The sequence below is a fragment of the Paenibacillus sp. FSL H8-0048 genome, assembly GCF_038002825.1.
In the GTDB taxonomy this organism is placed as follows: Bacteria; Bacillota; Bacilli; order Paenibacillales; family Paenibacillaceae; genus Paenibacillus_AQ.
Genome location: NZ_JBBODF010000001.1, coordinates 48,076 through 70,954 on the forward strand (window position 1 = coordinate 48,076; position 22,879 = coordinate 70,954).

General features: G+C 54.0%; 18 protein-coding genes. 13 read left to right on the forward strand and 5 right to left on the reverse strand.

Going from position 1 to position 22,879, the window contains the following annotated elements:
- Positions 1–5 precede the first annotated feature (5 nt).
- The 5 genes from NSU18_RS00240 to NSU18_RS00260 are packed head-to-tail and all read left to right on the forward strand — an operon-like array spanning position 6 to position 10,520.
- Complete coding sequence (locus NSU18_RS00240) at positions 6–878, forward strand: hypothetical protein (protein ID WP_341147885.1); 873 nt, start codon at positions 6–8, stop codon at positions 876–878.
- A complete protein-coding gene (locus NSU18_RS00245) occupies positions 875–1,624 on the forward strand; it encodes a phage tail protein (RefSeq protein ID WP_341147886.1) in 750 nt (249 codons plus the stop codon). Before NSU18_RS00240 ends, NSU18_RS00245 begins: the two co-directional genes overlap by 4 nt.
- Positions 1,625–1,652: 28 nt before the next feature.
- A complete protein-coding gene (locus NSU18_RS00250) occupies positions 1,653–4,493 on the forward strand; it encodes a tail fiber domain-containing protein (protein ID WP_341147887.1) in 2,841 nt (946 codons plus the stop codon).
- A gap of 19 nt (positions 4,494–4,512) precedes the next feature.
- Positions 4,513–4,695, forward strand: coding sequence for a hypothetical protein (locus tag NSU18_RS00255; RefSeq protein ID WP_036701070.1), 183 nt, complete (start codon positions 4,513–4,515; stop codon positions 4,693–4,695).
- Positions 4,696–4,733: 38 nt separating this feature from the next.
- A complete protein-coding gene (locus tag NSU18_RS00260) occupies positions 4,734–10,520 on the forward strand; it encodes a tail fiber domain-containing protein (RefSeq protein WP_341147888.1) in 5,787 nt (1,928 codons plus the stop codon).
- A gap of 89 nt (positions 10,521–10,609) precedes the next feature.
- Here the strand turns inward: NSU18_RS00260 and NSU18_RS00265 are convergent, their stop codons facing one another.
- Positions 10,610–11,593 (reverse strand): helix-turn-helix transcriptional regulator, encoded by a 984-nt coding sequence (locus NSU18_RS00265; RefSeq protein WP_341147889.1) that lies wholly within the window; start codon positions 11,591–11,593, stop codon positions 10,610–10,612.
- Between the two features lie 200 nt (positions 11,594–11,793).
- Between NSU18_RS00265 and NSU18_RS00270 the strand changes: the two genes are divergently transcribed.
- Positions 11,794–12,288 (forward strand): copper amine oxidase N-terminal domain-containing protein, encoded by a 495-nt coding sequence (locus NSU18_RS00270; protein ID WP_341022884.1) that lies wholly within the window; start codon positions 11,794–11,796, stop codon positions 12,286–12,288.
- On the opposite strand, the gene NSU18_RS00275 is transcribed toward NSU18_RS00270, so the two are convergent.
- The gene (locus tag NSU18_RS00275) at positions 12,258–13,172 is read right to left on the reverse strand and encodes a LysR family transcriptional regulator (protein WP_341147890.1); all 915 of its coding nucleotides are present in this window, start codon (positions 13,170–13,172) and stop codon (positions 12,258–12,260) included. The genes NSU18_RS00270 and NSU18_RS00275 overlap by 31 nt on opposite strands.
- A 132-nt stretch (positions 13,173–13,304) precedes the next feature.
- Here NSU18_RS00275 and NSU18_RS00280 point away from each other — a divergent pair, with 132 nt between their 5' ends.
- Complete coding sequence (locus NSU18_RS00280; protein WP_341147891.1) at positions 13,305–14,474, forward strand: MFS transporter; 1,170 nt, start codon at positions 13,305–13,307, stop codon at positions 14,472–14,474.
- A 46-nt stretch (positions 14,475–14,520) separates the two neighbouring features.
- On the opposite strand, the gene NSU18_RS00285 is transcribed toward NSU18_RS00280, so the two are convergent.
- The 3 genes from NSU18_RS00285 to NSU18_RS00295 are packed head-to-tail and all read right to left on the reverse strand — an operon-like array spanning position 14,521 to position 15,976.
- Positions 14,521–15,222 (reverse strand): sensor histidine kinase, encoded by a 702-nt coding sequence (locus NSU18_RS00285; RefSeq protein WP_341022877.1) that lies wholly within the window; start codon positions 15,220–15,222, stop codon positions 14,521–14,523.
- Positions 15,222–15,527 (reverse strand): LytTR family DNA-binding domain-containing protein, encoded by a 306-nt coding sequence (locus NSU18_RS00290; protein WP_341147892.1) that lies wholly within the window; start codon positions 15,525–15,527, stop codon positions 15,222–15,224. Before NSU18_RS00290 ends, NSU18_RS00285 begins: the two co-directional genes overlap by 1 nt.
- Positions 15,470–15,976, reverse strand: coding sequence for a LytR/AlgR family response regulator transcription factor (locus tag NSU18_RS00295; RefSeq protein ID WP_341022872.1), 507 nt, complete (start codon positions 15,974–15,976; stop codon positions 15,470–15,472). The genes NSU18_RS00290 and NSU18_RS00295 overlap by 58 nt, the downstream gene beginning before the upstream one ends.
- A gap of 243 nt (positions 15,977–16,219) precedes the next feature.
- Here NSU18_RS00295 and NSU18_RS00300 point away from each other — a divergent pair, with 243 nt between their 5' ends.
- From NSU18_RS00300 to NSU18_RS00325, 6 genes are all read left to right on the forward strand, one after another.
- A complete protein-coding gene (locus NSU18_RS00300) occupies positions 16,220–16,498 on the forward strand; it encodes a PqqD family protein (protein ID WP_341147893.1) in 279 nt (92 codons plus the stop codon).
- Positions 16,499–16,507: 9 nt separating this feature from the next.
- Positions 16,508–16,909: a radical SAM protein gene (locus NSU18_RS00305; protein WP_341147894.1), complete on the forward strand. Its 402-nt coding sequence runs from the start codon at positions 16,508–16,510 to the stop codon at positions 16,907–16,909.
- Positions 16,839–17,573, forward strand: a complete 735-nt coding sequence (locus tag NSU18_RS00310; protein WP_341150960.1) for a M56 family metallopeptidase — start codon at positions 16,839–16,841, stop codon at positions 17,571–17,573. Before NSU18_RS00305 ends, NSU18_RS00310 begins: the two co-directional genes overlap by 71 nt.
- Before the next feature lie 117 nt (positions 17,574–17,690).
- The gene (locus NSU18_RS00315) at positions 17,691–18,245 is read left to right on the forward strand and encodes a hypothetical protein (RefSeq protein WP_341022866.1); all 555 of its coding nucleotides are present in this window, start codon (positions 17,691–17,693) and stop codon (positions 18,243–18,245) included.
- A 417-nt stretch (positions 18,246–18,662) separates the two neighbouring features.
- Positions 18,663–21,242, forward strand: coding sequence for a glycosyl hydrolase (locus NSU18_RS00320; protein ID WP_341147895.1), 2,580 nt, complete (start codon positions 18,663–18,665; stop codon positions 21,240–21,242).
- A gap of 163 nt (positions 21,243–21,405) precedes the next feature.
- Positions 21,406–22,632 (forward strand): glycoside hydrolase family 5 protein, encoded by a 1,227-nt coding sequence (locus NSU18_RS00325; RefSeq protein WP_341147896.1) that lies wholly within the window; start codon positions 21,406–21,408, stop codon positions 22,630–22,632.
- Positions 22,633–22,879 lie beyond the last annotated feature (247 nt).

The following is a 22,879-nucleotide window of genomic DNA, read 5'->3' on the forward strand; positions in this document are numbered from 1 at the left end:
AACCTATGCCGCTTCCAGTATTGAAGCTGGATGATCTTGGCTTTGACCAGCTTGTGGCCGATGCCACTGCGCTGATTCCGCTCTATGATCCGGAATGGACGAACTATAATCCCTCCGATCCCGGCATTACCCTGGTGGAGCTGTTCGCCTATTTCACGGAAATGGTTCTCTACAGACTTGACCAGGTGACTGATGAGAGCAGGCAGCAGTTCCTCAAGCTGCTGGGTATCACCCTGGAGGACGGGGAGGAGCTGGCCAGCGGAATAGCCCGCGGGGCGAAGCAGTTCTCCGAATGCTACAGGGCTGTGACCGCAGAAGATTACCAGCTGCTGGCGAGGCAGAGCCTGCTGGATATCCCGGAGATTCGGACCACGTATCCCGACCTTGCGGTCCGTACACTCTGTCTGATTAATACGGATATGGAGAACGGCACCGGGCGGGATAAAGAAGCCTTCGGGCATGTGTCCGTAGTACTGGTGCTCCAGACCGCGAATCAGCAGGATCTGCGCAGAGACATGGCGGAGATCAAGCAACAGGTTAAAGCCGTTCTGGAGAAGAGCAAGCTGCTGACGACCCGGGTCCATGTCGTTGAGCCGGATTACCGGGATGTTGTGATTGAGATGACGGTTGCCGCCGGGAATCAGAGCATCGGGAGCATCGTGCATGACAGCATTGTACGGTTCCTGGACCCGGTTAACGGGGGAGAGCACGGACAGGGCTGGCTTCCGGGGAGGAAGCTGTACGCCTCGGATCTGTATCATCTGGTAGAGGGAATCGCCGGCATTGATCATGTCACTAGCGTGACTCTGGACACGCCTGACCTGCTGCCGTTCCAGTTATTTAAGCTGAAGGACCTGAAGATTGAGGTGGAAGCATGAGCAAGACAGACGGGTACAGTTATGTCGAGTATCTCCCCCGGGTGTTCCAGCAGAAATCGGGGGAGCCGGATGAACAGTTTTTTCTGGGACGGTTCCTGAAGGCCTTCGAAGCCATGCTCTCCGGCAATACGGGGACGGCAGGCGCGGAATCTGTGGGCATGGAGGCTTTGCTGGACGGATTGCATCAATATTTCGATCCGCAGACGGCTCCCTCACAGTTTCTACCCTGGCTTGCAAGCTGGGTGGGTCTCCAGTTGGCCGAAGGCGTAGAGTATGACGGCGAGCAGGATAATCTGGAGCGCACGCTTGCACCTGCGCAGATTCTTCCGCTTGCGGACACCCGCAGCACCGTTAACCGCAAGCTGATCAGCAGCATCGTCCAGCTCTATAAGAAACGCGGAACCCTGGGCGGTCTGGCTGAATATTTGCAGGTTCACGCCGGTGAAGAGGCGGCCATCCGTATCTATAGCTACGAGGAGCCTGTCCGTCTCGGTAATGCCCGGCGTATAGGCGTCAATACGATGGTCGGGGCGGCCGAGCCGAGCTACTTCACCGTCCATATCATCCTCCCGGCATACAGCCGGAGCCTGCTGCAGCAGAAGGTGCGGAATCTGCAGGAGGTAATCCGGAAGGAGCGGCCCTTTTACACCAACTCCAGCTTGAATATTGAAGTCCCGTCTATGCGTCTGGGTGTCTATGGGCGTGTGGGGATGGAGACCTTAGTCGGGGGTATGACAGAGCAATAGAGATTATAGACCGGGAGGCAAGCGAATCATGGGAAAAGAATTAAGAAGAATGCGCTACTTTGACGGGCTCTTCCTGAATGCTGAGGATTACATGCTCGATCAGGAGTTTCACCTGCGCCTGCAGCGGCTGCATAACCGCTATCTGCATACCTGGGGAATTGTCTGCGGGCTCAAGGTACTGCCCTCTGCGAAGCCGGGCGAATCCATGAAGGTGAACATTGCGGAGGGGCTGGCCCTGAATCTGGTGCTGGTCAAGAACGGTGACAAGTATGAGAGCATCAGCCAGGAAATCCTGATCTATGAGGGGCATCCGGATAATCCGGTCAATCTCTCCGAGTATAACGCCAATGAGAATATCTACATCTGGGTGAGCTATGAGGAGGTGAAGGCCGACTACAGCATTGAGCGTGGTCAAGGGAATCAGATCCATATGTGGGAGCGGGGAAAAATCAGTCATGGGACCACCAAGCCTGAGGGGACGGATACAATCCTTCTGGCCCGGGTGGTTCCCCGTACCGATGGGGCGGGTATTACTATCGACAGTACATGTATATACGATTACGACAGCGATGCGGCCCGGACGCCCTTAAGAACCTATGCCGGTGCCGCCGGCAAGAAGCTGGTCACGGAGAAGCTGGTGATCCCGGTTCAGAGTGAAGACAGTATGGACAGCGCGGGGCTGAGTGAAGCCGTTCTGGCAGCGATGCCGTCCATGTCTGCACTGCAGGCCGGTAAAGTGCTGGAGATCAAAGCTCCCGAGACCCGCTTCACCGGGGGGATGAGTGTTGCCGGAGCACTGACAATTGAGGGCGAGCTGATTCTGAAAAGCAAGGACAAGGCCCAGAGCGAGATGCGGATTATGAACAGCTTCGTAGAGGTGAACAGCCCCAACACAGACGATCCGAAGTATGTATTCCCAGGTGCACGAGATGGCGGTCTGGAGGTATACCGGGGTGACGGGGGCAAGCAAGACGCCCGGATTGTCTGGGTGGAGAAGGAGAAACGCTTTAAGGCGGGGATCGGTGAAGATCTTAAGGCAATCGCCTACGGCAATGAGTGGGACAGCCTGATCAAGTCTGAATTCGCTGATCTGCTGCACCGGCACAGCAAGCTGTCTTCGCCATCAGGCCTAAGCTTCGGCTTCACCGGGGCGGGCAAGCTGTACAGTGATGCCGATCTTGCCCTTCAGGATGAGAGAATCCTGCTGCTGAAAGGCACGAACCCGGACACGGTTGACCATTCGCATGGCCTCGGCTGGTTCGGAGCCGGTAAGCCCTTTGCTGCGGCAGAGATAGAGGGTCCGGTATTATTCGGCGGCAGCGGCGGGGCACTCGGTACCCGGACGGTTAACGCTGACGGCTCCCATACAGATAAGCAGGCGCTCTCCTGGAGCAAGAATGGCTATGTCGGCATCGGCCCGCAGAAGCTGCTGGAGGATTCGCTGGATGTCGAGGGCAGCGTACGCCTGCTCAGCGGCCGGAACCCGCTCCGCTTCACCTCCGCCTGGACGGGCTTTCCCGACAAACAGACGAACGGTGCGGAGATCAGCAATGATACTACAGACTACAAGGCACTGATGATTGTCGGCAATAACTCTGCCGGGCAGAAGCGAAAGGTCGCCATCTGGGACCGGCTGGATGTGAACGGATTTCTGTATGTGAACGGGACAATGCAGGCCTCCCAGGAGATTATACCAAGTGCGGGGAACGGGGAGCACAGCGGCATTATATTCCCGGCCAATCCGGGCGGAGGCGGGTATGATCAGGCTTGGATCAAGTACTATCCCCGTGCAGGCGAGGATTGCACACTGGAGATCGGTACCTCCAATGACAGGAGTGACCATATTTCTCTGATAGCATCCGGCAATGTGGGCGTCGGCACACTGGAGCCTGCGGACAAGCTGGATGTGGCAGGCGAAATGCGTATCCTGAGCGGGCAGAATCCGGTCCGCTTCACCTCAGGATGGACAGGCTTCACGGGCCAATCGAAGAAGAATGCCGAGATCAGTAACGATACCACGAACTACAATTCATTGATGATCGCGGGTAACGGGATATCGGGAGTCCGCAGAGTCTCCATCTGGGACAATCTGGATGTGAATGGCTCTCTGCAGGTGAAGGGGGGCGCCTATATTGGCGGTGACCTTGAGATCAAAGGCAGCATCAAGACTGAGGTATTCAACTTCACCGGCAAATTCAAAAAGCTGGATGTGGCTGAGGATTTCGCAGCCACAGTACGCTGCGCTGATTTCTGCATCGGTTATCCCGGACGCCGGGGGGCTCCTGGCCGGGCACTTGTCGACAATGGCAACCATCTGGTGCTCAATTACGGCAACGACTGGTCCTATGCTTCTGTCCACAGCAGCCTGGAAGTGAGAAATGCCCTGATCCCGAGCGCGGGCAGCGGCAACAACGGGATTATCTTCCCGTCCGATCCCGGCGGCGGCAGCGGCGACTCGGCCTGGATCAAGTACTATCCGACCAGCGGAGAGAACTGCGTGCTGGACATCGGAGTCTCTAATGATGCCGGCGACCGCATCTATCTTCATGCCAGCGGCGGGGTCTATGCCAACGGCAGCATGTACTGGTGGTCCTCGCGCGAGCTGAAGGACAATATTGCGGATATTCCGGTCAAGGAAGCGAAGCAGCTGCTGGACGGGCTAAATCCGGTCTCTTTTAAATACAAAGGAGGTACCAAGCCAAAGACCCTCGGCTTCATTGCGGAGGAAGTACCGGCTGTTCTGGCCGATCCGGAGCAGCGGGCGATCAGCGGGATGGATATCATTGCGGTTCTGACCAGCGTCATGAAGGATCAGCAGAAAGCAATCACAAGAATGCAAAAACAAATCGACACCCTGCAGGGTGCCTAAACCTTAGGAGGATAAACTTATGAAAGAACAATTGGAAGCACGTATGAATGAACTGAAGGCAGAGCTGGAATCCGGGCGGCAGATGATCCAGGAGCTGGACGAGAAGCGTACCAATCTGGGATATACCCTGACACGCATCAGCGGGGCCATTCAGGTGCTGGAGGAGCTGGCTGCCGCAGAAGAGGAGTCCGTTCAGGCCTAAGTAAGCTGTAACTATGAAGAGCCGGGAGGAGTGGGATTGTGCCAAAGGATATGAAACGCATGAATTATTTCAACGGGCTGCTGCTGAAGGAAGAGGATCTGACACTGGATCAGAATTATCATAAGCGTGTGCGGCAGCTGCATAACCGTCATTTCCATGATTGGGGAGTCGTGGATGGGCTTAAGGTCACCATGCGGGACGGAATAACCGTTGAGGTTGCTCCGGGCTTTGCTCTCAACCGTGTCACCGAACCGGAGCACAATGAGGAGATCAGCCAGGAAATTATGGTCAGCGACGCTCACCCGCGTCGGGTGATTAACCTCTCGGGGTACAGCACTTCGGATCAGATCTATATTTCCATCAGCTATGAGGAGCAGCTAACTGACACCGAAGTGCTCAAGGGAGGAGACAATCCCATCCATGTGCTGGAGCAGGCCAAAATAGAAGTAAGCTCCCGGAAGCCCGCAGATGTACACCAGAATATCCTGCTGGCCCGTGTGACTCTGAAGCATTCCCAGGACGGCACTTTAACGATCGGCGGGATCTATGAGACAGATGTGGACGGGTCTCAGCTAGTGACCAGGGCCGCTGGCGGGACGGTGCTTAAGGCAGATCAGATCATTATCGGCAAAGAGAAGAAGCCCGAAACGCCCTTCCTCAGCAACTCGAAGGACCTGGACGGCGAGGAGGGGAGCCGGCTTAATGTTCACGCTGTGCTGACAGAGTTCACTGGCGACATCAAGGCCGGGGCCATCAGCACTTATGGATCAGTGGATATAGACGGCGCATTATCTGTAACCTCGGGCAGCGCAGCAGTGTTCAAGGTGAATGAGTCCGGCGATCTGGAGGTCTCCGGCGCGTCAACCATGGAGGGGCCTTTCTCCGCGAAGCAAGGGATTGAAGTCAGCGGGGGGATGGCGATGCTGGATGTTCCCCAGGTTATCATCGGCGGAAGCAAGGTCACCTTGAATCAGAATGCGGCTGAAGATGACCGGATGGGGATCGAGATCCTGCGCAAGGATCATTCCAGCGCCAAGCTGCAATGGGATGAGAAGAATAAGAGCTGGATGATTGGAACCGAAGTGCAGGCGGGTGACGATGCCAGCGGATTGTTCAAGGTGGCTTATGGAGCAGACTGGGAGCAGCTGCACCACGGTGCGAATGCGGATAGTCTGCATAGCCATAGCCAGCTGATGGCTGCGGATGGCAAGCCGTCACTTCGCACGGACAACGAGGGGACGGTCCTGGTTGACCGGGGAATGAGCGTATCCGGGACACTGGTATCCCAGAAGGGCGGCCTGGAGGTCTTCCGGGGAGCTACGCTGCCCAATGCCAAGATAGCCTGGAATGAAGCTGCGAAATCCTGGCAGACTGGCACCGTGAACGGGGATATGACCAATATTCCTGACGGGAAGCAGTGGGAGGAGCTAACCGGCGGCAACCGGAATGCAGATGCTCTGCATACCCACAGGCAGTTCCATAATGAAGACAAGAGCCTGCTTGCGCTGGAGATCGGTGCGGACGGCAATGTGAATATCCCCCATGAGCTGATGGTCGGCGAGACTCTGACCGTGAATAAGCTGATCGTCCGGGAAGAAGAGGTGGTCATCCGGAAGGTTGAGCAGGAGGTGGCAGACAGCTTCCTTACGGTCAATAAGGCGGAAGACCACACAGCTCTGGGCAACAAGGGAGGGCTGGATGTCTACCGGGGCAGCCAGCTTCCGGCAGCACGCATGGAGTGGAATGAAGCGGACCGCAAGTGGAGAATCGGGCTTGAAGGCAGCATGTTCGACATTCCCTACGGGAACAAATGGGACACGCTGACCAGCGGAGCTGTGGCGGATGCTTCCCACAAGCACAGCACACTGAGTACACCGTCCGGCGGAACGGTTCTGTCGGCAGACGCCCAGGGGCGGCTGTCCGCATCCGGGAATGTGGAGCTCGGCGGTACGCTGCTGGCCAAGGGCAGTACAACGCTGAAGTCCGACCTGAGTGTCGGAGGATCTGCCACGATCGAAGGCAATCTGACGGTCAAGGGCACCACTACCTTCGTCAAAAAGGAAGATCTGGTGGTGGTCAGCAACCGGATTGAGCTCAATAAATTCGAGGGGAACAGTTCCTCCCTGAAGCAGAGCAGCATTGAGGTCTACCGGGGCAAGCTGAACCCGAGCGCCAAGCTGCTCTGGGACGAAACGGATGGCAGATGGAAGCTGGGACTTGGCGATGAACTGTCCAATATTGCCTACGGAAGTAATTGGGACGCATTGACCGGAGGGGTCAGCTCGGATGCCGACGGCTTGCACCGGCACAACTCCCTCAGCGATAGCACAGGCAACACGGCTGTGCAGGTTACTGCAGACGGTGATTTTGAAATGATCAATGATGCTGAGGTACAGGGCTCCCTGACCGTCAATAACGGGGCGGAGGTCAGCGGAGGTCTGGCGGTTCAAGGACTGGTTAAGGTAGACGGCAACCTGATCGTCAAAGGCACCACGACCACGCTTAACCGTGAAGATCTGGTCGTTACCAATAACGTCATTGAGATCAATAAATTCGCAGGGGATACCCCGCCAGCCGCCGAGAGCGGCATCGAGGTGTACCGGGGAGAATCGCAGCCGCCTGCCCGGATGTTCTGGAACGAAAGCGAGCGGAAGTGGAAGGTGGGTATCGGAAATTCCCTGGAGAATGTCGCCAGCGGCAGCTCCTGGGACAAGCTGACACAGATGGCGAGTGCGGATGCTCTGCATCTTCATAGCCAGCTGTACAATCCGAAAAGTGACATCCTGGCTCTCAGCGCCAGCGCCGAAGGGAATGTGGATATTCACCATGACTTGACGGTGGGCAGCAATCTGACGGTAGCCGGAGAGCTGGAGATCCGGGGGACCTCGGCCAAAATTGCCACAGATGAGCTGGATATCGGCAGTCCCTGGATTACCCTGAACAAGGACGGTGGAACAGTCAAGTCGCTTGCGGGCGGCGGGCTTGAGATCTATCGCGGCCCGGATCAGAAGCCGGTCAAGCTCGCCTGGGATGAGGTCAAGGACCAGTGGCAGCTGGCAACACCTGCGGATAGTGCAGCGGTCGTAGTCGATTCATCCGGCAATATCCAGGCGTCCGGTGCAGTGAAGGCTGCGGGCGCTGCGATTACAGGACCCGTTACTGCCGCCAGCGCGGCAATTGCAGGAACAGTGACGGTCGGAGACGGCATTGAGGTGCTGCAAGGCACCGAGACTAATGCGCAGATCAAGTGGGCTAAGGACCGCTGGAAGCTGGGTACTGCCGGCAGAACGGTTCTCAGCCTGACGCGCAGCGGCAAGATGGGAGTGGGCACGGATAATCCGACTGAAGTCCTGGATGTGGCAGGCAAGGCGGTTTTCCGGACGGAGACAGAGGTCTCTGGCGCGGCATCCTTCTCAGGTAAGCTGACCGCTCATAGTGATGCTGTATTCGAAGGCGCAGCTTCTTTTAACAAAGGGATTAATGCAGCGGGTGCCGTGATTAGCAATCATGCGGTGATATCCGGGAATGTGACTGCCGGAGGGTTCGAAGCTCCCCGCGGACTGAATAAAGACGGAAATCTTCTGCCGAATGCCCGGATCTACTGGAATAATGAGCTGAATTCCTGGTTCTATGGCGATGGGGAGAAGTTCGCGGAGTTCGGTACCGGGAAGGGCGGTCAGCATCAGCTGTTCAATCCGCTAGGCAATGCGGTTACCTTATGTTCGGATGCAAAGGGGTATATCGGCATCGGAACCACAGTTCCGCTGGCCCTGCTGGATGTTAGAGCAACTGGCGGAGACAGCTTGTTCAGTATTACCAAGAACGGAGAGGTCGGCATTGGAACCTTAAGCCCGGACCCTAAGTCCAAGCTTGATGTTCGAGGCAACACAGTCATCCGTGGGGAACTTAGTGCAGATAGCGCCTCCATTGCCAAGGATCTGACTGTGAACGGCAATCTGACGGTGAATGGGGACGTCGTGACGATCAATGCGGCTCAGCTTGAGGTTGAGGACAATATTATAAGAGTGAACAAGTATGATCCTAAGAGTGATCACATTGTCCAAAATGCCGGTCTGGAGGTATTCCGCGGCGGCACCGCTCTTCCAGCCCAGCTGCTGTGGGATGAGACTGCCGATGAATGGCTGGCCGGAGTCTCAGATACCCTGAAGGCCATAGAGTTCAAAGGTCATATCCACCCCGAGTATGCTGCTCTGGCGGAGGCGATCACTGTTGACGAAGGCAATGTCGGGATTGGTACGGATGCCCGGGCCGCTAAGCTGGAGGTCAAAGGGGATGCCGTGGTCAGCGGATCATTGACGGTTACAGAGGCTTCATTAAGCGGCGGCTTGGCAGCAGCAAGTGCAACGATCAGCGGCTTGGCTGCACTTAAGGAGGTCACTGTCAGCGGAGGTTTCACAGCACAGGATGCTGCCATCACCGGCGATCTTACGGTCAGCAAGGGAATTGCAGTGGACAGAGGAACGGATCAGAAGGCACAGCTGCTCTGGGATGATGCCCAGAAGGTCTGGACGGCGGGTATTGCAGGAAGCATGAAGCAGCTATCCTACAGCGGTCATACACACCAGGAGTTGTCGGAGCTGACCGGGGTGCTGAAGATCGCCTCCGGGAATGTCGGCATCGGCACCGCCGCGCCAACAGCCAAGCTTGAGGTGAACGGCAATGCGGCGGTATCCGGCCGTATGACCGTTACAGACGCGGCAGTCAGCGGCAAATTAATGGCTGCGGATGCCGAATGTAGCGGAATGCTCCGCACGAAGGATGCTGAAGTTACGGGCAGCCTTACGCTCAGCCGGGGGATTGATGTGGGTAGGGGTACAGGTGCCAAGGCACAGATTGTATGGAACGAAGCGATGGCTGAATGGCAGCTAGGGCTTGCAGGAAGTCTGAAGCAGCTCTCGTACAGCGGTCATACGCATAAGGAGCTTACAGATCTGAACGCTGTGCTGAAGGTGGCTTCCGGCAACATCGGCATCGGCACCGCCGCGCCAGCCGCCAAGCTGGATGTGAACGGTAATGCGGCGGTATCCGGGAAATTAACCGTCACTGACGCTGTTGTGAACGGGGCCTTAACCGCGAAGAACGCAGTGATCGATACATTACTACAGGCAGCGGATACCGAAATTACAGGAACGTTCACCGCGAGGGACGCCGCCTTCACAGGCACATTGTCAGCGAAGGAACTGAAGCTCAGTGATACGCTGAATGTGAAGGATGCCGAGATCAGCGGCAGCCTGACGGTTACCCGGGGAATCGAGCTGGACCGGGGCAAGGATAAGAAGGCACAGATTCTCTGGGATACTACGGCAAATGCCTGGCAGGCGGGCATTGAGGGAAGTATGCAGAAGCTGGTCTGCCAGGATTCCGTCTATGATGAACTGGTCCAGGTGGCGGGCGCATTAACGCTGGATTCCAGCAGTAATATCGGGATTGGCAAAGCGCCCGCAGATAACTACAAGCTGGATGTGAACGGCAACCTGCGGGCAACGAACTTCGCACAGACCTCCTCCCGGACCTACAAGGAGAACATTGCCAGCCTGCCGGTGAAGAAGGCACTGGAGCTGCTGAACAAGCTGAAGCCGGTGACCTTTAACTACAAGACGGAGAACGGTAAGCAGCAGAATATCGGCTTCATCGCCGAGGATGTGCCGCAGATTTTCTCTACTGCGGATCACAAGTCTGTAGTACTGATGGACATTATCGGCGTTCTGACCACAGTAGTTCAGAAGCAGCAGAAGGAAGCTCAAGACATGCGCAAGCAGGTAAATGAGCTCAAGGTTCAGGTCACAGCCTTGGCCGGCGCTTAATGGCAACAACTCCTCAGCACATAAGGTGAAAAAGCAGCTCCTGCAGCAAATATGCCGCAGGAGCTGCTTCGTTTGGCAGAATACCCTAGTCATTTCTTGCTGCATTCCCCATCGTTTCTGTAATGTCTGCTAATCGCACAGGCCAATTCCTGAATCTGCTCCTTCAGCTCCAGAGGCTCATGAATACGTATGGAAGTGCCGAAGCCGAGCAGATATTGGGGAAGGTATTTATTCATAGAGGGAGCATCCAGCAGGAAGCTCGCCTCCCGGTCCGTCCGCTCCGTCAGGTAGTGCCGCAGATGCCAGTTGCCGCATAGCTTGTTCAGCGCATCCGGCTCTCCTTCGATACGGATCACGAGCAGAGGGACATTTTCTTCGGGCTCCGGCTCCAGCTGGCTGCGGAAATAATCAGATACCGAGAAGGGCTCCGGCTTAGGGAAGCTGGCTTCCGTTAACGCAAGCTTGACAATGCGGTCCACACGATAGGTCCGCATAGCCTCTGAACGGTGACAGAACCCAACTATATACCATTCCGAACGGTCGTATGCCAGACCATACGGATCGACTGTGCGCTCCTCGTTCTGTGCAGCATTCACTTTCCGGTAGGTGAGGCGGACCGTCTGGCCCGCCTTCACAGCCTGCTCCAGCTCCCGCAGCAATGGGACGACAGACGGGGGGCGGGACGGAGCGATCACATCGAGACTGCCTGTATGCAGCGACAGGTCTTGGCGCTGTTCATCGTGCAGTCCATTCTCTACCTTTTTGAGTGCGTTTTCCAGCTCCAGGGCGAAGGGATAGCCAGCGCTTTGCGCGAATTTATAGGCATCGAGCAGCGCTCTCAGCTCCAAAGAGCTGAAGAACAGGGGCGTCTCACTGAAGCTCTCCAGAATATGTACCCCGCCGTCATGTCCTGATTCGGCGACCACCGGCACCCCACTGACACATAAGGCATCGATATACCGGTACACCGTGCGGACGCTGATCTCCAGCTGGTCTGCGATCTGAGCGGCAGTAAGCTTCTTGCCGGACCTCAGCATCCACAGCATTGCGAGCATATTATCCCATTTGGCCATCGGGTTATTCTCTCCTAAGTTCTCAATTCGTTAACGGTTGAGTCGCGTATTTCCCTTATATTTACCGCTAAATCGGTGCCGTCCCTACAAGGACAGCAAAGCCGTTTCTGCTTAGTCTACCATTTAGTATTCAGCTGTTCCATCTGTAATATGCTATTATAGGAAATATGGTATTTTCTGAGAAATGAAGGGAGTACGTTATGATTACATTCAAAAAGCTCATGCAGATCATCGGACTTAGTGTTCTTGTCACGAGCGTGACTCATTCTCCTGCCCCGGCTGTTGCTGCCTCCGCTACAACCCGGTCCGCCACAGCCGGGGCACCCGCGATTCAGGTCTATCTGAACAATGAGCAGATTACTTCATCCGCAGGGGGCGCTACGCTCATCAACAATACAGTCATGCTCTCGCTGGATAAGCTGTATGTGCGAGGGGCGGCCATTACATATGACGAGCATTCCAGAATGCTCACCATTCAGAATCCGCTCACGCAGGGCAGTATGAAGATCGGCAGCACTAACGCCTCTGTGAACGGGAAGCCGATCACCTATTCCGCTGCCTTCCAGCAGGTGAATATGCAGCTCTATATTCCTCTGCGCTTCGTGAATGATGCGATTGGCGGGTCACTGGAGTGGGATGCCGTCCACCGTGAAGCATACATCAGCTATCCTGAACTTGCCGGGTTGTCCAAATGATCCATCCAGAACTCCTTCAGATAGCCGATAAAAGTATGGGTTGCCTTGCTGATATAACGGTCTGCCCGGTAGATTAAGCTGAGCTTGCGGACGGGCGGCGAATCCAGGATGGGAATGGAGCACAGTCCGCTGTTCTTCATGGCGTCCATGAGACTTCCCGGCTGGACGGTGCCGCCGATTCCGGCCTGGACCAGCTGGATCAGCGAGGTGGCTGATCCGGTCTCCATGATCGGTTCCAGCGCGAAGCCGGCTTCCCGGCAGGTGTTCTCGACCAGCTCTCTGCCAATAAAATTCCGCGGGTACATTACAAGCTGGATGTGCTGAAGCTCAGATAGCTCGATATGATTCTTGGCAGCGTAAGGATGATCCCCGCGGACAATCAGATGATACGGCTCCCAGCCGAGATCAATTCTGGTTAACAGTTCATCGCGAGGCCCCTGGAGACAGATCCCGATGTCCAGCTTGTTATCCAGCACCTCTTGCTGAATGACCGTCGAGGCGAAGACCTGAAGCCGTATATTGGGATAATCCTCGTGGAACTTAACCAGCAGCGGTGTTAACTGGTAATCAAGGTCGGAAGGCAGCAGCCCGAGCCGGATGGTGCCGCGGTTGTCCAGACGCAGCTCATCCATGGCCGCCTTGGCACTTTGTTCATTCTGCACCATCTGGACTGCGTAGTCCTTCAGGAGTGCACCGGCCTCGGTAAGGGCAATTCTTTTGCCGATCCGGTCAAAGAGGGGGAGCCCCAGCTCACCTTCCAGCACCTTGATCTGCTGGCTTAACGTGGGCTGGCTGATTCCCAGCTTCTCGGCGGCCCGTGTGAAATGCAGTTCTTGACACACAGCCAGAAAATAATGTAAATGGCGGGTTTCCAAATGAATCACTCCGTTCAGAGGAAGATCATAGTTACATACTATTATAATAATAGAAATAATAGTATTGAACAATAATAGATGCGCATTTATACTCGGGTTGTACAAGAATGACACAAATTATACTACTTGGAGTTGATATCGTTGCCTTTCCTGTTATTATTCATCGCCCTACTGGCTGCCTCATTAAATATGCGTCCCGTCATTACGTCGGTCTCACCGCTGCTCAGCAATATTCAGGGGGACCTGGCAATGAGCAGCCTCCAAGCGAGTCTGCTGACTACGCTGCCTGTTCTGTGTATGGGCCTGTTCGCCCCGGTTGCAGTGAGCATCAGCCGCCGCTTCGGGATGGAGCGTACAATCTTTGCATCGATGGTGCTCATCGGGGCGGCAACTGCCGCGCGGGGCGTTTTATCCTCGGCCTTTGGCCTCATTCTGACCGCGCTTGCAGCAGGTGTGGGAATCGGAATCGCCGGTCCGCTGCTGTCAGGCTTCATCAAGCGTTATTTTCCCGGACGCTCGGCGATGGTTAGTGTATATTCTGCCGCATTAGTGGTGGGAGCATCCCTGGCAGCAGGGCTGTCTGTCCCCTTGTTCACCTGGTTGGACGGTTCCTGGCAGCTGTCTCTGGCTGTATGGGCGGTACTCTCTCTGGCAGCTCTCCCGGCCTGGTGGAGAATTGCAGCGAGGCCGCTGCAGCCGGAGGCTAAGAGTGTGCACGCCAAGCTGCCTTTGAACAGCAAGCGGGCCTGGCTGCTGACTGTGTTCTTCGGCCTGATGGCCAGTGTCTTTTATTCCCTGACGGCCTGGCTGGCCCCGATAGCTATGTCTATGGGCTACAGCCGTCATGATGCGGGTAACCTGCTCACACTCTTCACCCTGATTCAGATTCCGGTAAGTATTCTGGTGCCAATCCTTACGGCCAGATTCCGGCGGCGCACCTTATGGCTGGTGCTGTGCAGTCTGTTCGAGCTAAGCGGACTGCTGCTGCTCCTCGGATCAGGCTCTCCAATCCTGAGCGCAGTCCTGCTCGGGATCGGTGCCGGAGGCTTGTTCCCGCTGGCGCTCATGCTGCCGCTGCTCATGACGCAGCGGGCGGAAGAGGCCAGCGCCTGGTCCTCACTGAGCCAGGGCGGCGGCTATATTCTCGGAGCCTTGGGTCCCCTCGCAGTGGGCCGCATCCTGGATGCCTCGGGCTCATTCCAGCTTGCCTTAACCGGCCTAGCTGTAGTCACTGTGCTCATGATCGCGGTGCAGCTGATGATAGGCAGAAGCTCCGGCGAAGGGCAACGCAATAAGGAACAGTTAAATTAACGGTGTGGATTTCCTGATCCATATGTGCTGGCACGGCAACCTGTATTTAGCTGCCGGTCTTTGTATAAGGCAGAACAACAACCGTTTCGTACTTTCCGGGCTTGACCGTCGTTCTCAGATGCCCGCCGTATTTGCCCGTAACCTGCTGAATAGTACTTAAGCCGATTCCGTGCAATTCCGGATGGTCCCGGCGGCATGGCGCTGCTGTGCTGGCGGGAGCGGCCATGGAGTTGCCGATATAGATAAAGAGGGCATTGTTGTTCGAATGGATATGAAGCTGAATAGACCTGTTCTCAGCCGGCCGGACTTGTCTCGCTGCATCTATGGCATTATCCAGAAGGTTGCCAAGTACTATGCACAGATCATAGCGTTCAATGTTAACAGGTGCACCGGTGAGCTGTACCTTATGCTGCATGACAATATTCAGGTCAGAAGCGAGGTTAAGCGCATGGCTGACCAAGGCATCCACCGCCAGGTTGCCGGTAGTGATAGTGTTACAGGAAGCCTCGATCTGGTGCAGAATCCCATTAATATGATTAGCGCCCTCTGCCGCATGGCCTGCTTCAATACAGGTGCGTATGTATACCAATTGCTTATTCATATCATGAATAATTCGCTTGATGTCCATGAAGGAATGTAAGGTATCCTGATAGCTGAGCTCCTGGGCTTCAAGCTGTCTATGCAGACGGCCATTCACCTCAGCCAGCCTCGCAGCCTCGTTCCTCCTCCTGAACCATAAGACCATCATTATCCTCTCCCTTGAATTTCTTCCAGTACATATCCGGCATAGACATCCTTGAAGGACTTCGACTGGGAGCGACCAATAGGATATTCTTCATTATTGGACATGACCACGGAGTTCGCGTTGAACCTGCGGACATGCTCCAAGTTCACAATAATGGAACGGTGAATCAGCAGGAACGGATTGCCCAGCTTGTCCGAATAGCTCTGCAAGGTGCCATTAATGAAGTATTCCGGGGAGACAGTGATGAGCTTCAGCTTGTTTTGTGCGAGGGATGCTTGATTTTGATAATGGCAATAATATCGGACCATCGCAGCACCACCTGATCGTCGTCCTCTACCTTAATGGTGAAGAAGCGGTTCGGGCTGGAATGAATATAGCTGCACAGCTTGAGTATTTTTTCTTGGAATAATTCATAAGGAACCGGCTTGAGCAGGTATTGGAAGGTCTGAACGTCAAAGCTGTCCATAATATATTCAGGGTAGCTGCTCAAAAAGATAATCTGCACATCGCGGTCAGGCAAAGACCGGATAGCCTGAGCGGTCTCAATTCCGCTGATTCCGGTCATTTCGACATCCAAAATCAACAGGTGATAGGTGTATTCTCCCTGCATGGCTTTGTAATCCTGCAGCAGCTGTTCGCCGGAAGAGAAGCAGTGGACATCAAATGAATAGTTAGTCGACAGTGACAGCAGCTTGAAATACTGCTTCACCTTGCTCAGAACGTTGGCATCATCATCGCACACGCCTATATGAAACAAGTCTATCTCTCCTTTTAATGTGGCCTCATTCCTCATAGATGGACAGTAAAATGAACCGTGGAATGCGTTTGCATTCCTTATTATACCATTATCATACATAATATTCCATAAAGTGAAAGGATGCGTTATATTGAATTCGAGAGATGCAAGAGATCATTGATAGATTCATATGTGAAACAAATCACGTTATGCCGTGGCTATCCAGCAACAACAATCTTTTATTTCCCGTAAGGATGTGAGTGAATGGACGCAAGTACATTATTGTCCAAAGTCGATGTTATCCATGAGGATTTAGGTGAGGAATCACTGGTGATGGACCGTAATCATGAGATGTTCTTCTTGAATCAGACCGCCAAGTATTTGTGGGAGCACTGTAATGGACGAACGATATCCGAGGTTGCCGGTATGCTCCATGACCAGTGTCTGGAGAAGGACCAGATTGAGTTAAGTGATATTATTGCGGACTGTATTGGCGCTTTTGAAGAGCTGGAGCAGAGAGGTTTTGTGAAAATAAGGAAATGAGGTGCTAGTGTGGAATTGTTATCCCCAGCCAAGAGCTTTAGATTAGGCGGTTGTTATCTGGAAATCACCTCGAGCTGCAACCTGCGCTGCCTGCATTGCTATAACGAATCCGGCGTTCAGCAGGGACAGATTGATATGCCTACCTTCATGAGCATCATTAATGATCTGCCGGATCATCCTGATACAAGCATTACCATCTCCGGGGGAGAGCCGACATCGCATCCTGAATTCTGGGATTTCATGGAGGCGCTGCAGAAGAAGCAGTTCGGCATGGTGCTGGTAATTGCATATCCGGTATTTCGATACAGTATGGAAGCTGGCTGCGTCCGTAGCTCTATGCCTGCACTGGTTCAATCCGCTGGTCTGGCTGATGGTCTTCTATCTGAACCGGGAGCTGGAGATGGTCTGTGATGCCAGAGTCATCCGTAAGCTGGGTGCAGAGCACAAGGCGGATTATGCGTTATGTCTCTTGGAGGTGGCGGAGCAACAGAGGGGGTTCACACCCCTGTATACAGGCTTCAGTAAAAATGCGACAAAGGAAAGGATCGTGTCGATCATGAAATTGCAAAAATTGACGGTGTTGACGGCGGCCATTTCACTCATGCTGATCGCAGGAGCGGTGTCCGCGTTCGCGGAGCAGTCCAGCGATGCGGTAAGCAGTGACAATACAGTGAATTCTGCGGAAATGAATGCACAGGAGAGCGACGACAACAGCGGGCTTGATTCTGCCGCAGCGGCAGCTTCCTCGGAGGATGGAGCGGCAGTAACCGATTTTAACTATGATGCGCTGAAGGATTACATGACCTATGGACTGACGTATGACAAGGCCCAGGACCGCTTCCTGTACAACGGCAAGCATATCCGCCTGTTCATGGACCCTGACCTTCAGCATGAAGGCAAGTTCAATAAATTCTATTATGACGGGAACGGCTCAGCTGATTTCCGGGTCATCAGAGACAAGGACAACGCTGTTAAGGAGATTAAGCTGCTGGAAGACAGTGAGCTTCAGGCTTTGGCCAAGGCGTATGGCTTTGAACTGGGCAAGGAGGGCCTGAAATTCAGCAACGCCAACTAAGCTTTCGTTAGGATGGCACCTGCAAGTGAGCGCGCTTCCTTAAGCTTCATCTGGGAGTGCGCTTTTGCTATAATAAGAGCGGATTACAGAAGAACAAGTGAAGGGGAGAGGAAAGGCATGACCACGAATGAACCCTCCGAGCAACTGGTGGAAATGCTGGGCCAGCCATATGATCCCAAGCGTATCCAGGCCCTGCTGAAACCTTACGGTGTCCGGAGACTGCCCACGCCAAAAAGCTATTTCAACGACGAAATCGTCTGGACAGCGAAATCATCACTACGCATTGATCTGTACCGCGGACCCAAGCTGGAGAATCTGACCGGACTCCGGCATCCAGACCCGCAAGAATGGATTATCGGTGCTGTTCAATTCCTCGCACCCGGAGCGGATGACCGGGTCAAGACTCCTTATCCCGGGCTGCTTCCCGGGAGCCTTGCAATGAGCTCCTCTCCGGTACAGGCGATGGCGGCATACGGCCAGCCCGCGATGGATGAGGAATGTGAGTGGCCCGGCTTCTCCGGCCGGATTCTCGCTTGGCGGGGGCAGGGCATCAATATCGTCTTAGAGTATGAGGACAGCCTGAGCGGGCGGGTGCTGAGAAGCTGCACAGCCTGCCTGATCGGCTGCATCGGTGCTTGGACGAGCGACAACCCGGAGGTTTTTGCACCTTGAGCATTGCCAATCAACAAGGAAACTAAGCTTGGATAAAAGGCACTTATTCCCGCCGAATCATACTCCTTTCAAGCAATATTTAGAAAAAAGTCACTTCTTTCAGCCGATTCTATGAAATCGGCTGGATTTGCACAAATGAAGAAGTGTTGTTTATCCAACTGCTACCCGCAACTCCCCCGTTAGCGCTCGAATTAATTGTACTTTTTCCACTAGATTCCCTTCGCATTTCCTCCGCACTCCCTCCGCGCGCGATGAACTGCACCTTCTCTCCCTCCTGCATTTCATACCACTGGGCATACTTGCTAATTTGTATTTACAAAATATGGAATACATGCTATCTTTGCTATGAAAGCGCAACCATGATCTGATAGGTTAACCAAGGTTTTACCATTTTGTTGATGGGGAGGAAAGAGGAAAATGAAGAAATGGCTCAAAAGAACAGGAACAATGCTGCTGGCGTGTACGCTGCTTCTTGGAGGACTTACTGCACCGCCTGTCGCCCGCGCTAACCCCGCACTGATTACCATCGAAAGCGAGGATGCCCAGCTCACCCCGGACTTGCAAGTGACGACCCAGATTTACGGAACGCCGAAGCCCGGCTATTCGGGAAGCGGTTTTGTCTGGATGCAGAACTCCGGTACGCTAACCTACACTGTAACTGTCCCGGCAACCGGCATGTATACGATCTCGACCCGTTATATGCAGGAGCTGAGTCCGGATGGCAGACAGCAGGCGCTAATCGTTAACGGTGCTGCGAAGGGTTCGTATATGCTGCCCTACACCACTACATGGAAGGATTTCAACTTCGGCTATCACAAGCTGACTCAAGGCAGCAATACCATTCAGGTAAAAGCAGGCTGGGGCTTCGCTTATTTCGACACCTTCACGGTGGATCATGCGAACCTGGACCCCCTGATTGTACAGCCCGTTCTCTCTGACGCTCAGGCTACGCCCGAAACCCAGCTCCTGATGAATTATTTGACGGAGGTGTACGGTAAGCATATGCTCTCGGGCCAGCAGGAGATTTACGGTGGAGGGAATGACGGCAACTCCGAGCTGGAATTCGACTGGATTCACAATCTAACCGGGAAATATCCGGCAGTCCGCGGGTTTGACCTCATGAATTACAATCCGCTGTATGGCTGGGAGGACGGCACTACGGCCCGCATGATCGACTGGGTGAATAATAAGGGCGGGATTGCGACTAATAGCTGGCACCTTACCGTTCCCCGTGACTTCACCGCCTATCAGCTAGGGGAATTTGTGGATTGGAAGCAGGCGACCTATAAACCAACCGAGACCAATTTCAATACCGCTAATGCTGTGATTCCAGGGACCAAAGAGTACCAGTATCTGCAGCTTGCTATCCAGGATCTGGCGGAACAATTACAGATTCTGCAGGACAACAATGTGCCCGTGATCTTCCGTCCTTACCATGAGGCAGAAGGCAACGGCGGGCTGAATGGAGAAGGGGCGTGGTTCTGGTGGGCTTCAGCAGGGGCAGAGGTGTACAAGCAGCTCTGGGACCAGCTCTATACAGAGCTTACAGAGACCTACGGCCTGCATAACCTGATCTGGACCTATAACAGCTATGTGTACAGCACTTCTCCGGCCTGGTATCCAGGGGATGATCAGGTGGATATTGTCGGCTACGATAAATACAACACCATCTACAACCGTTATGACGGCTTGTCCGGCGTGCCGAATGAGGACGCGATTAGCTCGACCTTTTATCAGCTGGTGGATCTGACTGGCGGTAAGAAGATGGTAGCCATGACCGAGAACGACACCGTTCCCAGTGTGCAGAATCTGACCGAAGAGCGGACTGGCTGGCTCTACTTCCTGCCATGGTACGGAGAGCATCTGATGAGCACGGCGTTCAATTATCCGGCTACGCTGACCACTCTGTATCAGAGTGATTATGTCATTACGCTGGACGAGCTGCCTGATCTGAAGGGGAATAACCCTCATCCGGGCGCCACCATTACACCATCTATGGTCGAATTTGACAAAGCTCCGGCGCATCAGACCGATCAGACCGTGACTATGAATCTGAACGGCAACACGTTAACGGCCCTTCGTTCGGGTACCAACGTGTTGACTGAGAACCAGGACTATACCATAAACGGGAACACACTGCTGCTCACTAAGGCGTTCTTGGCAACTTTGCCGGTTGGTGAGCATTCGATCATCCTGGATTTCAATCAGGGCCAAGACCCCGTGTTAAAAGTAAAAGTCACCGATACAACGCCAGGCGCTGCCATCTCACCAGACCATGCGGTATTTGACCGGGCGGCGAATCTTGCGCAGGATATTTCCGTAGCGCTTACCTTACAGGGGCATCAGCTGACAAGCCTGAAGAGCGGAAGCTACACACTTGTATCCGGCCAGGATTTTACGGCAACAGACACTGCAGTGGTCTTGAGAAAAGCATACCTCTCCACACTGCCGCTGGGACAGAATACGATTACCTTTCATTTCAGCGGCGGATCTGAGGTTGTACTTAATGTGAATGTAGAGGATAGCAGTGTTCCGCTGCCTTCAGGTGACTTGACCATTCAATCCTACAATGGCAGCACCGGTGCTTCGACCAATGGAATCGCACCTAAATTCAAAGTGATCAACACCGGGAATGCACCTGTCCAGCTCAGCGATGTGAAGCTCCGGTATTACTACACGATTGACGGCGAGCAGCAGCAGAGCTTCTGGACCGACTGGGCCAGCATCGGAAATGCGAATGTCACCGGGACCTTCGTGAAGCTGGACACCCCGGCGGCCGGTGCCGATTATGCGCTGGAGATTGGCTTCACCAGTGCTGCGGGCACCCTGAACCCCGGCCAGAGCGCCGAGATCCAGACCCGCTTCGCTAAGGTCAACTGGTCCAATTACAATCAGGCCAACGACTATTCCTTTAATGCCGCCGGCACCCAGTTCGCGGATCATGAGCAGGTTACCGGATATGTGAACGGGCAGCTGGTGTGGGGGATTGAGCCTTAGGCACTCGGTTTTATAATGGATACATTTTGATGTTCGGAATTTCTATAGCGATGCTTCTGTCTTGCCTGATAATAAGAATGCAATCCAAGCAATTTCGTCGTTCATAAATAAGCTTGTAACCGTTTTCGTGTGACACAATTACTATAAGAATGGAGGTTCAAATATGTTAGCCAAAATCAAAAAATACGGAGTATACAGCGTCGCTCTAGTATTACTGGCTTCCACCCTGTTCGGCAGCTCAGGTTCACGTGCCTCTGCGGAAGAGGCGTCAGCCGCGCTGACCCCGGACTTCAGATCGTTGCAGGCTTCGCAGATCGTCAGCGAGATGGGGGCCGGATGGAATCTGGGCAACTCGCTCGAAGCTTCAGTGAATGGAATACCCAGCGAGACGGCCTGGAATAACCCAACCATTACGCCGCAGCTGATCCAAAAGGTCAAAGCAGCAGGCTTCAAAACGATCCGCATCCCAGTCTCTTATCTGAATTATATCGGCAGCGCTCCTAATTATACAATTAACTCGGCATGGCTGGACCGTGTGAAAGCAGTCGTGGATTACGCCTACAATGAAGGCCTGTATGTCGTCATTAATATTCACGGGGACGGCTTCAATTCCGTTCAGGGCAGCTGGCTCCTCGTGAACAGCGGCAACCAGACCGCCATTAAGCAGAAGTACCAGAAGGTATGGCAGCAGATCGCGAATAAGTTCGCAAATTATGGCGAGCGGCTGATTTTGGAGTCGATGAACGAGGTGTTTGACGGCAACTACAGCAATCCGAATCCGGCGTACTACGCCAACCTGAATGCTTACAATCAGATCTTTGTGGATACGGTCAGACAGACAGGCGGCAACAATAGCGCCAGATGGCTGCTGATTCCGGGTTGGAATACGAATATCGACTATACAGCAGGCAATTACGGGTTCGTACTTCCAACTGACAATTACAGATCATCTGCCATACCCAGCGCGGAAAAAAGAATCATGATCTCCGCCCACTACTACTCCCCTTGGGATTTTGCCGGCGAGGAATCGGGGAATATTACGCAGTGGGGTGCGTCAGCGACGAACCCTGCCAAGAAATCTACCTGGGGACAGGAGGACTATCTGAACTCGCAGCTCCAATCTATGTACAATAAATTCACAACCCAAGGCTATCCGGTGGTGATCGGAGAATTCGGTTCGATTGACAAATCGTCCTATGACTCAAGCAATAACAACTACCGCGCCGCCTATGCCAAAGCCGTAACCGCAACCGCCAAGAAGTACAAGGCCGTACCTGTCTATTGGGACAATGGCTATAACGGCCAGCATGGCTTCGCCCTGTTCAACCGTTATAACAACACCGTCACCCAGCAAGGCATTATCAATGCCATTATGCAGGGGATGCAATAAGCAATTTAGCGTGAAGCGGCGGATCACAATCTGTCTGTAAAATGAAGCAAGCTCCTGTGGTGTTCACGGGAGCTTGCTTGTGCTTGGCAGGCACACGGCCTGAATGTATATGAAAGACAGCATACATTGTGTTCACTCGAAGGTAATCTTATCATCCATTAGGATGATTTTGTGCTAAAGCAGATAAGTCTTGAGGATCTTACCCTCTGCGCGGCGCGTAACAGGCTCATTCTTGTGGTAATAATGT

What these genes read in the sequence shown, in the direction of transcription:
- NSU18_RS00285 (WP_341022877.1), bottom strand. Translation starts at nt 15,222, where the DNA reads ATGATGGTCTTATGGTTCAGGAGGAGGAACGAGGCTGCGAGGCTGGCT.
- NSU18_RS00240 (WP_341147885.1), top strand. Translation starts at nt 6, where the DNA reads ATGCCGCTTCCAGTATTGAAGCTGGATGATCTTGGCTTTGACCAGCTT.
- NSU18_RS00300 (WP_341147893.1), top strand. Translation starts at nt 16,220, where the DNA reads ATGGACGCAAGTACATTATTGTCCAAAGTCGATGTTATCCATGAGGAT.
- NSU18_RS00255 (WP_036701070.1), top strand. Translation starts at nt 4,513, where the DNA reads ATGAAAGAACAATTGGAAGCACGTATGAATGAACTGAAGGCAGAGCTG.
- NSU18_RS00315 (WP_341022866.1), top strand. Translation starts at nt 17,691, where the DNA reads ATGACCACGAATGAACCCTCCGAGCAACTGGTGGAAATGCTGGGCCAG.
- NSU18_RS00325 (WP_341147896.1), top strand. Translation starts at nt 21,406, where the DNA reads ATGTTAGCCAAAATCAAAAAATACGGAGTATACAGCGTCGCTCTAGTA.
- NSU18_RS00320 (WP_341147895.1), top strand. Translation starts at nt 18,663, where the DNA reads ATGAAGAAATGGCTCAAAAGAACAGGAACAATGCTGCTGGCGTGTACG.
- NSU18_RS00245 (WP_341147886.1), top strand. Translation starts at nt 875, where the DNA reads ATGAGCAAGACAGACGGGTACAGTTATGTCGAGTATCTCCCCCGGGTG.
- NSU18_RS00250 (WP_341147887.1), top strand. Translation starts at nt 1,653, where the DNA reads ATGGGAAAAGAATTAAGAAGAATGCGCTACTTTGACGGGCTCTTCCTG.
- NSU18_RS00270 (WP_341022884.1), top strand. Translation starts at nt 11,794, where the DNA reads ATGATTACATTCAAAAAGCTCATGCAGATCATCGGACTTAGTGTTCTT.
- NSU18_RS00265 (WP_341147889.1), bottom strand. Translation starts at nt 11,593, where the DNA reads ATGGCCAAATGGGATAATATGCTCGCAATGCTGTGGATGCTGAGGTCC.
- NSU18_RS00290 (WP_341147892.1), bottom strand. Translation starts at nt 15,527, where the DNA reads ATGGTCCGATATTATTGCCATTATCAAAATCAAGCATCCCTCGCACAA.